This is a genomic window from Psychromonas sp. SP041 (assembly GCF_000470315.2).
Lineage (GTDB): Bacteria > Pseudomonadota > Gammaproteobacteria > Enterobacterales > Psychromonadaceae > Psychromonas.
This window is the reverse complement of record NZ_CBRF02000024.1, coordinates 1-13,282: the sequence shown is the minus strand read 5'-3', so window position 1 is coordinate 13,282 and position 13,282 is coordinate 1. Positions and strand designations below refer to the sequence as shown.

The window sequence follows — 13,282 nt, the reverse complement described above, 5'->3', positions numbered from 1 at the left end:
ATATAAAAACAGTTATAAGTCAGTGTCAATACCGCTAATTTACTAAGACACTGGTTTAGCAATTACTTATGTTACTAAATCGCTACTTTACTAAACAGTTATCTTACTTTTGTGTATTAAGGTTACCCTAATATGTGTGCTGATGTGATCCTCAAAAATAAGATAACTGATAACGAACAGGTACAACGAAAAATTGTACATATTGACATGGATTCGTTTTTTGCTTCCGTTGAGATGCGCGATGAACCCAGTTACAGAGGGATCCCATTGGCAGTAGGCGGCAGTACGCTTCAACGTGGTGTCATCAGTACATGTAACTATGATGCTCGTAAATATGGCGTGCATTCAGCAATGCCTACCTCCCAAGCGTTAAAGTTATGCCCTCACTTAACGGTGGTGCCAGGGCGTATGCAAGTTTATAAAGATGTTTCTAAGCAGATTCGAGCTATTTTCCTACGTTACACACAAATTATCGAACCTTTATCGTTAGACGAAGCTTTTCTAGACGTAACAGATTGCAAGCAATTGCACGGTTCAGCGACATTAATTGCAGAAGCCATTAGAAATGATATTCGTAATGAATTGAACCTAACAGCTTCAGCAGGTGTTGCACCGATTAAATTCTTGGCAAAAGTGGCATCAGATATGAATAAACCTGATGGACAATTTGTGATCCCGCCGAATGAAGTTCAAGGGGTTATTGATATGTTGCCATTAGAGAAAATCCCAGGGGTCGGTAAAGTGAGTTTAAAGAAACTTCATCAAGGTAATTTCTATCTTTGTGAGGATATTAAAAATACTGATTATCGTGAATTACTGAGAAAGTATGGTCGAATGGGCTTGTCATTGTGGAACTACAGTCATGGTATGGATAATCGAGAAGTGATCACCGAACGTGAACGTAAATCAGTCGGCGTGGAGCGTACCTTTTCCACTAATATTTCTACTTTCGATCAATGTTGGGAGTTCATTGAACAAAAGCTTTACTATGAATTAGAGAAACGATTAGAACGCGCTTCATCAACAAAAGAGATCACTAAGCAGGGCATTAAAGTAAAGTTTGCTGACTTTCAACTAACGACGATTGAACATGGACAAACGCAGTTAGATCTTGCGCATTTTCGTGAACTTTTGCATGAAATCCTTTTGAGGCAAAAAGGCAGAGAGATTCGATTGCTTGGGCTCAGTGTCATGTTAAAACCTGATGTAAAAGAACAGCAACTTCATTTAGACTTTTAATTTTGGATAAACAATACGATCAGCCCTTAAGCTTTGTTGAATATTCTCGATGGTACTTTCAAATAAAACAGATGGTATTTTTAAATACAATAGACAAGGTAAAGGAGGCTAGGTAGCTTTTTATTATGAAAATAAAAGCTAACCAAGCCGTATTAATTCAGCATTAACTAAGCTGGATTAATTTAATCTAATCACTAAGGTTGATGCCGGTGATTTACGTACAATGCGAGATGCGTTAGGCCCAATCAATCTATCAATAACGTTAGGCTTATGTGCGCCTAGTACAACTAAATCGATTTTTAATTTTTTAATGTTATTTAATACTTGTTCATAAACTACGCCTATTTCAACAATACACTTAACATTCTCTTGAGCAGGCAACGTCGTTTTGACGAGCTCACGAAGTTGTTCACTTGCTGCTAATGCTGCTTTACGTAGCGTACCTTCTTTAAAAAATGACCCCACCCAAGACGACCTATAATCAGGAATGACGGTAATAACGGTGAGCTTTGCATTATCTAGACCCGCTTGTTTTTCTGCTTCAACTAATATAGCAGCCGCTTCTTTTGTATAAGCTAAATCGATAGAGCAAAGAATGTGTTTTTTCATGTGAAAATCCTTCTAATGTTGAGTCTTATTGTCGGCTTATGTTGCATGCGCAACTGAATTTATTATTTTATTATTCAACTGTTTTTTTGAAGTAGCGTTGAAATAGCCTTTCAAATTTATCTTTTAAACTCATTCTTTACATTGAGCCTTGAAAGAAAAGTTGATAGATCTATTTTGAATGATCTCATTTAGTGTCTTATTGATATTAAGCAATAACATAGTGTTGAATGATTGATTATTTAAACAGTTTATACCTGTTATACCAATGGAATTAAATAAGTGATCAGAAATTGCGCAGGAAAAATTAACACTAATAAGGCGTGAGTTGTAGAAGATAGTTGTTCTCACTTAAAAACTCAGAACGCAGTTAGAGGGGATTTTAACCAGCAAGAATGATCACCTTATTAATTCTTTTGGTATTACCTTGAATGGTAACGGGTATAGAGTATGCATGATTTAATTATTTTTACTTTTAAGTTGCTAGAAAAGTTGTAATAAATGCTATGGAAGTGTTGATAAGCAATAACGATAACTTTTTTTAACAAACAACGATAACTTCAGTTAACAAATAACTGTTAACAAGCAATGACAACCTCTGTTAACAAACCCCGTTTCATCTACTAAAAAACAACCCCAATAAACAAGCTGCTTATTGGGGTTAAAATCAATTTTCATCCAACGTTTATCTTCGCTTTAAAAGCTATTAGCTACATCGAAATATTACGAATACCTTCATAAATAAACTGAATGGCTAATGCAGCAAGAATAACACCTAAGAAGCGACGTAATATTTCATCGCCTGTTTTACCAATAATCTTCTTAAGGTATTTTGATGCAACCATAGCGAATAACGTGATGATTAAGACACTTACAATAGCTGCACTCACTGAAAGAACTGAATCATGCCCTTCGGTATTTTGTGAGAATAAAAGGATCGCCAAAGTTAATGTACCTGGACCTGCTAATAAAGGAATCGACATTGGGAAGACCGAAATGTCAGAGTTCTTTCCTGTATTCGCAAACTTCAACTCCTGCGTTATCATAATGAACGCCGTGTAAAACAGTAATAAACCACCTGATATACGTAGCGAATTGATATTAATCCCCAACTGTGAAAATAACGCCTCACCGTAATTACCAAACAAAATGAGGGTAATACCACTGATAATAACGGACTTTATCGCCATTAAATTACGGTGTTTTTGGTCACTACTCGCGGTTAATGAGTTAAAAATTAGTGCAGAACCGATAGGATCGATGATAACTAATAACCCCGTCATTGCGTGAAGATATAATGCAATATCCATGTTGCTTTCCCTTTGCTTGTTAATCTAACTATGAGCACGTTTAAAGCTATTAATTTAAAGCGTTTAAACTTTTAAATTCGAGTATTCAGTGCATCCATTTTATGATGAAAAAGCGAATGATAACTGGTCTGTCATCATTCGCTTTTATCTTTTACTATCAATCTGTTTCTATTTTTTTACTTTACTTCATATTGCGTTAGATAGCATAAATTTTACGTTTTTATCTTCGCAATTATTTAAAATATAAGATGTGCGATAGCAGTAATCACTGGCAAAGTGACTAGAGTACGTAAAATAAATATAATAAACAGTTCACCAATGCTCACTGGAATTTTACTACCTAACAACAATGCACCCACTTCACTCATGTAAATTAATTGTGTGACAGACATCGCCGCAATAATAAAACGTGTCATATCAGACTCAATAGACGCAGCTAAAATTGATGGAAGGAACATATCTGCAAACCCAACTACAATAGTGGTTGATGCTTGTGCTGCTTCCGGTATTTGTAACAATTCAAGTAATGGAATAAATGGCATACCAAGGTAATTGAAGATGGGCGTGTATTCAGCAATCATCAACGCAACCGTACCGATCGCCATCACAACAGGAATCACGCCAAATACCATATCAATAACGTTTTTTAGACCATCTTGTAATGTTGATTTTATACCGCTAGATTGCTCTGCACGGGTTAACGCTTGATGGAATCCCCATGATAAAACATGATGACCTTCAGGCGTTTTTTCATCGTTTTCTTGGCGAGCAGAACCATCAATATAAAGGTCTTTTTTATTACGTAGAGGAGGCAATTTTGGCACAACAATCGCCGCAACAATACCTGCTGCACAGACCGCTAAATAGAAGGGTAAAAATAAATACTCTAATTTAACTTGTGAGATAACCACTAATGAAAAGGTAATTGAAACCGCTGAGAACGTCGTACCAATAACCGCCGCTTCACGTTGAGTATAAAAACGTGACTCATACTGTTTGCTAGTCATTAAAATACCGACACTGCCGTCACCTAACCAAGAGGCCATACAGTCAATGGCACTACGACCTGGTAAGTTAAATACTGGGCGCATCACTTTCGTTAATAACGTACCAAATAACTCTAATAAACCAAAATTCAGTAATAGCGGTAACAATAAACCTGCAAAAATGAATACACATAGCAATACAGGTAATAAATCATTTAATACCAATGAACCCGTATTTGAAGAGTAGATCATTTCAGAACCAAAATGCCAATAAGTAGCGGCAATGAAAAAGGCACCTAATAATCGAATCACTAACCAAACAGGGCTGACATTTAATAATTCATGAATAAATTTAGATTGTTGTAAAATCACAGGATTAAATAACTTACATATTAAACTCAATAGCGCAGTGATTAACACGACTAACGTCACGATGAACGTTATCGAATCACCTAAAAAAACTTGTAATGCTTTTGAAATGATAGCAATTGGGATAGTCAGTGCGTTATCGTATTGAATTGGCATCATAAATAATATCAACCCAATCAATGATGGGATGATAAAAGTTAATATTGTACCTAGCGTAAATGATTTTCTTTCTGTCACTCTGTTTACCTTCACTTAAAATTAAGTTGCATAATTAGCAGGAATAAGTAGCGCTGTGATGCGCAGGGGCGCAAGAATACTTGCTTTATAATGTCTTGTAAATCGACATGTCGTAACAATTATTGAGCAAGATCAGGGAAAACAAAATTTATCTTTTTTATATTAAAAATCATAAAGTTAAAAAGTATTTTCAAACAAGTATTAAATGCTCATGATTCATATTACTTTTGCGCCAAGTCTAATTATTAACTTATAACTTCATTTATTGATTCGTAATAAATTATTTTTATACATAGATACCTCTTTAGGGTTTATAATTTTAAGCAATGAATTCATGGATAGATAAGAAACAGACCGATGAGCAAAGAACTAATTGTAGAATCTGCTAATAACTTAAAAAAAGCACTGCCATTAATGATGAAATATTCAGTGCCTACTACACCGAGTAATTATGCACTTTGGTATCATTATGTTGCTGAAAAAAACTTAGCCTTAAAAGAATCCATGGATCATCTTTTAGCCTCTTCTAGTATTTGTCCGCCAATTCAAGCTGAATCATTATATAGAGAACATGTTAGCTCTCCTTTAGAAGTCGATACTTGGGCGTTTCGTTCAACCATTGAAAAAGTCATGACACAACTTGATCAACTGATAATCGATACTCACTCCGATACCAATCAATTCAGTCAATCCTTTGAAAAAAATGTTGCTAACATTAGTAAGGTTGAAGAAGAAGGGTGGTCACTTGATGAAGTGGTTGGCTTATTAAAAAGTTTAGAAAAAGATGCAAAACAAATGCGCGGTGCAACACAGTTTTTTGGCAATAGTTTAGCATCTGCAACAAAAGAGATAGGCAACCTAAAAGTACAATTAGCTGAAAGTAAAAATGCGGCCATGTATGACTCTTTAACGGGACTATTTAATCGCTATGCATTTGACACTGAATTATCCGCTTACCTGCAAGGGGGTACAAAAGGGTTATGCCTTATTCTTTGCGATATCGATCACTTCAAAAAATTCAATGATACTTGGGGGCATTTATTAGGCGACCAAGTATTAAAAGCAGTGGGCCGAAAAATCAATGAAAGCATGAGAGATGAAAGCACAGCCTATCGTTTTGGGGGGGAAGAGTTTGTGATGTTATTACCTAACACAAATATTCGTATTGCCCGCCATTTTGCAGAAACAATACGTAAAAAACTAGAAAAGCTCTCATTAAAAGATAAACGCTCAGGACAAACCATCAATAATATTACCGCGTCATTCGGTGTTGTTGAAAGTAAACCCAATGAAACGCTGACTGATTTAATTGCCCGTGCGGACGATTATCTTTATAAAGCTAAAAGTCTGGGACGTAATAGGGTACTGCCTATCTAAATCCACTTGATAACCTGTCGCGACCTCTAAAGCTGAATCTTTAGTCGCGATTAATAGATCTAGCTAGTTGACTAATAATAATTATGCCCATAAAGTAAGTTTCTTTTACAGTGTTAGTCGTTATACATTGTTGTTTATCATCATAAATTGTCATTTTAAATGTAAGGTCTCCTATGGAATTATACGGTAGCTACACTTCACCTTTTGTTCGCCATTGTCGTATTGCTTTGTTACAAACAAAGCTTGATTGTGATTTCATTGAAATAGATGCAGCGCAAAGTGCTGAATTATCACCGACTAAAAAAGTACCGTTATTAATTGACTGTGAATTAAAATTAACGGACTCAACATCAATCTTAACGCATATTTATGAAGTAGCTGGTGAAGACTTTTTAACAGACGTTGAAGAAGTTGAGTTATACCATATGACTAATACGGTGCTTGATGCTTGCGTTAACTTGGTCATGTTAGGTAAGTTTGACGGGATCACACCTGAAAAAAGTGTTTACTTAACTCGCCAACAAAAACGTATTGAATCTGCATTAGCTGCGATTAATGAAAAAAGCTTTAGTGATGAATTACCACTAACTGATGCAGAAACTAGATTAGCTATTTTTCTAGATTGGGGTTTATTTAGAAATCTAATTTCATTAGATACTTACCTTGAATTACAGAAAGTGTTAGATCTTGCGAACACCGATCCAATGTTTGCTGAAACAGCACCTAAAGAATAAGTTTTACGTTGTTAGCCATAAAAGGTTATTAACTATAAAAACGATTAATTATAAAAATGATTAATTATAAAACGTTATTATAATAAAAAGTAAAAAAGCCCCATTATTGATATCAATAATGGGGCTTTTTTGATGCGTTAGAGCATTTTTTTAGTCAGTTATTATCTACTTACTTATTACTAAGCTATTTATTACTAAGCAACTTATTATTAAGTGATTTTTTGACTAAGTTACTAAGTGACTAAGTGATTAAGTTACTAAGCCACCAAGTGATTAAGCCACTAAACTACTTATTGTTTAACTACCTAATAAATCACTTAACTAAATCTAATGTTGGGCAGATTCAAGTCTTAATCGTCATCTCTTAAATTTTAATGATTTTACAAGTATTGGTAGAACCTTGCTCATTATCATCGCCGTGAGTTAACAATATTAAATCACCTGCTTTAATTAAGTTAGCCGCTTTTAGCGTATCTAAAGCGTTAGCAATAAACTCAACACTATTCGATGTTGTCGATTCAAACTTAACCGGTGTCACACCACGGTATAATGCACAGTAGTTTAATGTTTGTTGATGGCTAGACAATGCATAAATAGGTAAGCCAGAGCTTAAACGAGACATTAATAGTGGTGTTGAACCTGATGCAGTCAAGGCAACAATCGCCGTTACACCATTGGTATGATTCGCCGCATACATAGTGGTCATCGCTAATGCTTCACCCGGATCATCAAAAGTATGGTTAATACGATGATTTGAAACATTAATGCTTGGGTGTTTTTCAGCCCCAATACAAACATCACTCATCGCTTTAACGGTTTCAACAGGGTAGTCACCAGCTGCTGTTTCACCTGATAACATCACCGCGTCCGTACCATCAAGTACCGCATTCGCAACGTCCATAACTTCAGCACGTGTAGGCATTGGTGCACTGATCATTGATTCCATCATTTGTGTTGCCGTAATAACAACACGATTCAAACGACGAGCAGTACGGATCATATCTTTTTGAACACCGACTAAACGTGCATCGCCGATTTCAACACCGAGATCACCACGCGCGACCATCACAACGTCAGACGCTAATATAATATCTTCAAGAGCTTCTTTTGTTTCAACGGCTTCTGCTCGTTCAACTTTTGCGACTATTTTAGCAAAACAACCTGCTTCTTGAGCTAATTTACGTGCGTAATGAATATCTGCACCGTTGCGAGGGAAAGAAACGGCTAAGTAATCACAACCAATTTCAGCGGCTGTAAAAATGTCTCTTTTATCTTTATCAGTTAATGCAGCAGCAGATAAACCACCGCCTTGTTTATTAATCCCTTTATTATTAGATAAAGGACCGCCGATAGTGACAACAGTATGAACTTGGTTACCGTTTACGGATTCAACTTTAAGTTGCACTCGACCGTCGTCTAATAATAAGACATCGCCAGCTTCTACTTCTTGTGGCAATGTTTTGTAGTCAAGACCCACTTCTTGTTGATTACCCTGGCCTTTTGCAATATCACTATCCAGTGTGAATTTATCACCTACTGCTAATTGGATTTTATTATTTTCAAAAGTAGATACACGAATTTTTGGGCCTTGTAAGTCACCCATGATCGCCACTTCTTTGCCTAACCTAACTGCAATTTCTCTTACTTGCTGTGCGCGTTTTACATGATCCGCTGCTTCTCCATGAGAGAAATTCATACGCACCATATTAGCGCCAGCTGCAATGATTTTTTCTAAATTATTATCGCGATCGGTTGCAGGGCCTAAAGTGGTTACTATTTTCGTACGTCTTGCCATGTTAACTCCTGTTACATATAAAAAAATATAAGGTTAAAGGGGGTTAATTAACTTTGTTAAGTACTTTTATTACTCTAATACATGGCTGCTTTAATACATTGTTAATTAACAGCGCGAATATTTAAAACATTCATATTGAGAACATTATCATTTATAAGCATTACAACTTTAACGCATTAATACTCTAATACATTACTATATTAGTACACCTCTAATTTTACTATTAGTGCTTTTTATCTGGTTAGAAATCTTCATCATTGGTTTTTTCAAAACGAGAGTCTTGAATATCAACCTTCACTTTCTTTAAATTATCTCTAAATTTTGCGCCACGACGTAGCGTGAAACCAGTGGTCAGTACATCAATCAATACCAGTTGTGCAATACGTGACGACATTGGCATATAGACATCAGTATCTTCCGGTACGCCTAAAGAAAGTACCAAGTTACTTTGTTCTGCTAAGGGAGAGTTAGCTTCTGTTAAGGCAATAACAAAGGCATCATTTTCTCGTGCAAGTTGCGCTACTTCAACTAACAGTTTAGTACGTCCTGTATGAGAAATTAAAACAATCACGTCACCTTCACTACTATTAATACAACTCATACGTTGCATTACGATGTCATCAAAGCAAGAAACAGGAATATTAAAACGAAAGAATTTATTAAGCGCGTCATGTGCAACAGAAGAGGAAGCACCTAAACCGAAAAAAGAGATCTTATTCGCTTGTGTTAACACATCAACAGCGCGGTTAATGAGGTTAGTATCTAGCCCATTTTTAGCGGTATTTAAACAAGCCATTGTCGATTCAAAAATTTTCGACGTATATGCTTCAGGACCATCATCTTCATTTACATTACGGTTCACATAAGGCGTGCCATTGGCTAAACTTTGTGCTAAATGTAGTTTAAAATCAGGGAAACCCTTAGTATCTAAACGACGACAAAAACGGTTTACCGTAGGTTCACTCACTTCAGCCATTTTAGCTAAATTTGCAATGCTAGAGTGAATAGCCGTTTCAGGAGAAGCCAGAATCGCTTCTGCTACTTTGCGTTCTGATTTACTAAAAGTATCAAGGTTTTTTTTAATTAGCTCTAACGTGTTCATTTTATTTTTCACTCGGTAGTAATAAGTTGGCGGCTAGTAATATTAGAAAATTGTAACTGAAAATTTGTAACTGAAAATGAAATAAAACTACATAAAAGAACATTTTCTAGCACAAAGTATAATAGATTAGTGACTGATTTATGTCATTTTATTACAGGCTAACAATGTTTCAGATCAAAAAATTAAAATTTAACTTAAAGAATTGAGAAATCGATCAGTCTCTTTATCAAACAATACGTTGAACAAGCAGGAGTAGTGATATGTTATCAGTGATTGCAGATGTAGGCGGTACCAATATACGGTTAGCGGTTTTAGATATAGCGACAACAGAAATATCCAAAGTAAGAGAATACCCATGTGCACAGTTCATTACCCTTGAAGCGGCTATTGCGCAATATTTTACTACCTTAACGGAACCTGTCATTAACCTCTGTATTGGGATTGCTTGCCCCGTAGAAAATGATCTGGTCACCATGACTAACCTTAATTGGCAGTTTTCAAAAAATGCGTTAAAGCATAAGTTTTCACTACAAGCATTACATGTGATTAACGACTACACGGCAATCTCGCTTGCTGTTCCTTTTGTTTCAGATAGCCAAAAAGTTAAAATTGGCACTGGTAAAGAAGTTACCGATGGTGTGAAGGCAATATTTGGTCCCGGTACTGGCTTAGGCGTTTCACATCTCATCAAACAAGATGAAAAATGGGTTAGCTTAGACGGAGAAGGCGGCCATACCAGCTTTGCCCCTAATACCTCACAACAAGCGGACGTTTTACTGTTACTACAAGCACAGTTTGGTCATGTTTCTGCAGAACGCTTTTTATCAGGGCAGGGCTTAGTGAATATTTATCACGCACTTTGTCGATTAGCAGGTAAACAACCCGAGTTTTTTGAAGCGGCAGACATTACACAGGCGGCACTAAATAGTGAATGTGCATTAGCCACACAAACCTTAACCTTATTCTGTCAAGCAATGGGCGGGTTTGCTGGTAATTTAGCACTCAGTTTAGACTGTAAAGGCGGCGTTTATATTGCGGGCGGCATCGTGCCTCGTTTTGTAGAGTTTTTTGAAAATAGTGAGTTCAGAACCTTCTTTGAAGCAAAAGGGCGTTTCAAAGACTATTTACAAACTATCCCAACCTATTTAATCACCCATGAAAATCCTGGATTATTAGGCGCATCAGTCTATCTAAGACAAGAATTGTTATAAATCACTGAATTATGAATGTTAACGGTTGATTTAAAGCACTGAGTTAATTATCATGCGTTCGCTTCATTGATACATCTTAAGTGATAGATTAATTAATGAACATTTACGGAGAATTGGCCGAGTGGCTGAAGGCGCACGCCTGGAAAGTGTGTAAGGGGCAACCCTTCGAGAGTTCGAATCTCTTGTTCTCCGCCACATTAAGTACCGACAAGGTACGAGAAAACCCGCAATGCTTTTTACAATATAAGCTTGCGGGTTTTTTTATGTCTGAAAAGCGCTTTGTTGTGGCTAACTCAGAAAGAGGCAAAGAGAATTACTTCTTTCTATTGAGTTTCTATATCGTTATGAGGTACATAGCACCTTAGACTTTGATATTTTCAGGCTTCTCTCGCTTGTATCTTCATCAACTGCATTTAAAAAATAATGTATGTTTTTTCTTTTTATATACTTATACCAATTACATGCATTTTTTGACATTGCCGTATTTCCACCGTAATTATTGCAGATTGTCGTGTTTCTGCATGATGTAAACTTTATCTTTCAATTGTAATTTCTTGTTTTACCGTCGAATTAACGTAATATAAATCTATTTTTAATATGTTAATTGATGCCATATTTCCTCCTGAAATATGACATTTTGTAAGCTAATATGCTGTTAGGGCTATTTTACAGTGTGCCGTCATTCATAAAGAGAAGTTAATGGAATATCCAGCATTACTAGAAGCAGGGATGCACAATATGACACTATCAGATTTAAGAAGTGTTTTTGTTGACCCTTTTAAAAAAATAGAACGTAGAGCAGAGCTGTTAGGTAGATTTGAAGCATTTGTGTCACGTTTAAATGACGTCCCTATAAATATGGAAGTATGGATAGATGGGTCTTTTGCAACGACAAAAGATTACCCTGGGGATATTGATTTAGTTGTAGTCTGCGACAAAGATGAAGTGAACCGTCTTCCTCAAGATAAGCAAAAAATTCTGGAAGAGCTATTTAAAGACCAGAAAACAACTAAACTCAGATATGAATGTGATGCATACTTTGTTTTTGATGACATACATGATAAAAGTTACTGGCGGGGTTTATTTGGTTTTGACCGAGAAGAGAATCCGAAAGGTATTGCAAGAATTATGGTGGAGGCATAAATATGAATATTAAAAATTTAGAAGCCAAAATCATTCAAGCAGAAACTCTCCTTGATAGTAAAATTGAACAACTATCGCAAGGTAGTGACTTTGCTTTAGAGCTTAGTGTTAGTTCTTTAAAAGCACATGTTGGAGATCTATCTTTTCAGTTAAAAACAGCAAAAGAACAACGAAAAAAAGAAGTAATTGAATTACGTTTAATTGGCTATGACGTTGATAACGGGTCAGTTCCATTGGAGCTATTAGCTAACTTATCGAAGTATTTTTCCGGTCTTATTACTTCTGCTTCAGCCAAGTTAAAAATAGGTCAAGATGTTTCTGGTGTAATCCCCTCTGAAATAACCTACCCATTAAATTTAAGGTTTGCCGATATTGCACAGGGTTCTTCTAGGTTATTCATTACAGGAGATACTTCACCTGATTTATTTGGTGAAAGTTTACTAGAGAATAGCTTAAATGGTTTATTTGAACTTTTAAATTCAGATTTCAATGAAGGGGTAAGCGATCAAGTTCACTTTATGGGGTTACGCAGTACTCATAATTTAGCCGAGTTTTTAAAGGTATTAAGAAAGAGAAGTATTGAGCTTGAATTAAGTTGGTCAGCTCCTAATGAGACTAAACATTTTTGGAAAGGACGTAGGGATAAAATTGAAATCCTTGAAAAGCTATTAGATGGTTTTAGTGCGAGTGAACCTGTAAATACAACAGTCTCAGGTATTGTTGAACTAATCAGCAGGTCAGGAAAACTGGATATTCGACAAGCCGGTGATGAATTAGTAAAAGTTACTTATTCAAAAAAACTATTTGAAGATGTTCGGAAATTGCGACTTGGTGATGTAGTTCGCTTAGATTGTAAAGAAACAACAGTCTTTAATAGTTCAACAGAAGAAGAGAAGAAAAAATATAGTCTATCCCGTGTTCTGTGGGAACAATAGCCCTAACAAGCGCTTGCAGACCGACAGCTGGTATTACGCGATTTTTGCGTTACTCGCTAGCGCTCAAACAATAACACAAAAATGGCTCCATATCAGCTGCGGCTGAAGCGAGCGTTGAGGCTGTAGAATTTCTCCGAAAAGAACGTTTTCACGTTCTTTTTTTATAATATCTCATTGTACAAAAAACAACCTTGATTGAACTGTCCCTCTGTGATCTAATAGTTATTATTCGCTCAGA

The 13,282-nt window shown here is 36.0% G+C and carries 11 protein-coding genes and 1 tRNA gene; 7 read left to right on the top strand and 5 right to left on the bottom strand.

The features are described 5' to 3' along the window. Window positions 1-132 precede the first annotated feature (132 nt). Complete coding sequence (gene dinB, locus SP041_RS13525; RefSeq protein ID WP_025565414.1) at window positions 133-1,239, top strand: DNA polymerase IV; 1,107 nt, start codon at window positions 133-135, stop codon at window positions 1,237-1,239. 177 nt (window positions 1,240-1,416) lie between these two features. Here the strand turns inward: dinB and SP041_RS13520 are convergent, their stop codons facing one another. The 3 genes from SP041_RS13520 to SP041_RS13510 form a co-directional block, all read right to left on the bottom strand. After that, window positions 1,417-1,848, bottom strand: coding sequence for a universal stress protein (locus tag SP041_RS13520; protein ID WP_025565415.1), 432 nt, complete (start codon window positions 1,846-1,848; stop codon window positions 1,417-1,419). A gap of 707 nt (window positions 1,849-2,555) precedes the next feature. Then, on the bottom strand, window positions 2,556-3,155 hold the full coding sequence (locus SP041_RS13515) for a MarC family protein (protein WP_025565540.1): 600 nt from the start codon (window positions 3,153-3,155) through the stop codon (window positions 2,556-2,558). A 236-nt stretch (window positions 3,156-3,391) separates the two neighbouring features. Continuing rightward, a complete protein-coding gene (locus SP041_RS13510; protein ID WP_025565541.1) occupies window positions 3,392-4,747 on the bottom strand; it encodes a YjiH family protein in 1,356 nt (451 codons plus the stop codon). Window positions 4,748-5,104: 357 nt separating this feature from the next. On the opposite strand from SP041_RS13510, the gene SP041_RS13505 reads away from it, so the two are divergent. Together SP041_RS13505 and SP041_RS13500 are read left to right on the top strand one after the other, a co-directional pair. Beyond that, on the top strand, window positions 5,105-6,124 hold the full coding sequence (locus tag SP041_RS13505; RefSeq protein WP_025565542.1) for a GGDEF domain-containing protein: 1,020 nt from the start codon (window positions 5,105-5,107) through the stop codon (window positions 6,122-6,124). A gap of 173 nt (window positions 6,125-6,297) precedes the next feature. Then, window positions 6,298-6,858 (top strand): glutathione S-transferase family protein, encoded by a 561-nt coding sequence (locus SP041_RS13500; RefSeq protein ID WP_025565544.1) that lies wholly within the window; start codon window positions 6,298-6,300, stop codon window positions 6,856-6,858. Window positions 6,859-7,222: 364 nt separating this feature from the next. On the opposite strand, the gene pyk is transcribed toward SP041_RS13500, so the two are convergent. Together pyk and SP041_RS13490 are read right to left on the bottom strand one after the other, a co-directional pair. Then, window positions 7,223-8,653: a pyruvate kinase gene (pyk, locus tag SP041_RS13495; RefSeq protein ID WP_025565545.1), complete on the bottom strand. Its 1,431-nt coding sequence runs from the start codon at window positions 8,651-8,653 to the stop codon at window positions 7,223-7,225. A 241-nt stretch (window positions 8,654-8,894) separates the two neighbouring features. Continuing rightward, window positions 8,895-9,755, bottom strand: coding sequence for a MurR/RpiR family transcriptional regulator (locus tag SP041_RS13490; RefSeq protein WP_025565546.1), 861 nt, complete (start codon window positions 9,753-9,755; stop codon window positions 8,895-8,897). A 260-nt stretch (window positions 9,756-10,015) separates the two neighbouring features. On the opposite strand from SP041_RS13490, the gene SP041_RS13485 reads away from it, so the two are divergent. The 4 genes from SP041_RS13485 to SP041_RS13470 all read left to right on the top strand — a co-directional run bounded on the left by SP041_RS13485 (window position 10,016) and on the right by SP041_RS13470 (window position 13,044). Further along, the gene (locus tag SP041_RS13485) at window positions 10,016-10,966 is read left to right on the top strand and encodes a glucokinase (protein WP_037049933.1); all 951 of its coding nucleotides are present in this window, start codon (window positions 10,016-10,018) and stop codon (window positions 10,964-10,966) included. A 107-nt stretch (window positions 10,967-11,073) separates the two neighbouring features. Further along, a tRNA-Ser gene (locus tag SP041_RS13480) sits at window positions 11,074-11,161 on the top strand. 504 nt (window positions 11,162-11,665) lie between these two features. Further along, on the top strand, window positions 11,666-12,109 hold the full coding sequence (locus SP041_RS13475; RefSeq protein WP_025565547.1) for a hypothetical protein: 444 nt from the start codon (window positions 11,666-11,668) through the stop codon (window positions 12,107-12,109). 2 nt (window positions 12,110-12,111) lie between these two features. Further along, a complete protein-coding gene (locus SP041_RS13470; RefSeq protein WP_025565548.1) occupies window positions 12,112-13,044 on the top strand; it encodes a hypothetical protein in 933 nt (310 codons plus the stop codon). Window positions 13,045-13,282 lie beyond the last annotated feature (238 nt).

Coding starts and splice junctions, on each gene's coding strand:
- dinB (WP_025565414.1), top strand. CDS start 133: ATGTGTGCTGATGTGATCCTCAAAAATAAGATAACTGATAACGAACAG.
- SP041_RS13520 (WP_025565415.1), bottom strand. CDS start 1,848: ATGAAAAAACACATTCTTTGCTCTATCGATTTAGCTTATACAAAAGAA.
- SP041_RS13515 (WP_025565540.1), bottom strand. CDS start 3,155: ATGGATATTGCATTATATCTTCACGCAATGACGGGGTTATTAGTTATC.
- SP041_RS13505 (WP_025565542.1), top strand. CDS start 5,105: ATGAGCAAAGAACTAATTGTAGAATCTGCTAATAACTTAAAAAAAGCA.
- SP041_RS13500 (WP_025565544.1), top strand. CDS start 6,298: ATGGAATTATACGGTAGCTACACTTCACCTTTTGTTCGCCATTGTCGT.
- pyk (WP_025565545.1), bottom strand. CDS start 8,653: ATGGCAAGACGTACGAAAATAGTAACCACTTTAGGCCCTGCAACCGAT.
- SP041_RS13490 (WP_025565546.1), bottom strand. CDS start 9,755: ATGAACACGTTAGAGCTAATTAAAAAAAACCTTGATACTTTTAGTAAA.
- SP041_RS13485 (WP_037049933.1), top strand. CDS start 10,016: ATGTTATCAGTGATTGCAGATGTAGGCGGTACCAATATACGGTTAGCG.
- SP041_RS13475 (WP_025565547.1), top strand. CDS start 11,666: ATGGAATATCCAGCATTACTAGAAGCAGGGATGCACAATATGACACTA.
- SP041_RS13470 (WP_025565548.1), top strand. CDS start 12,112: ATGAATATTAAAAATTTAGAAGCCAAAATCATTCAAGCAGAAACTCTC.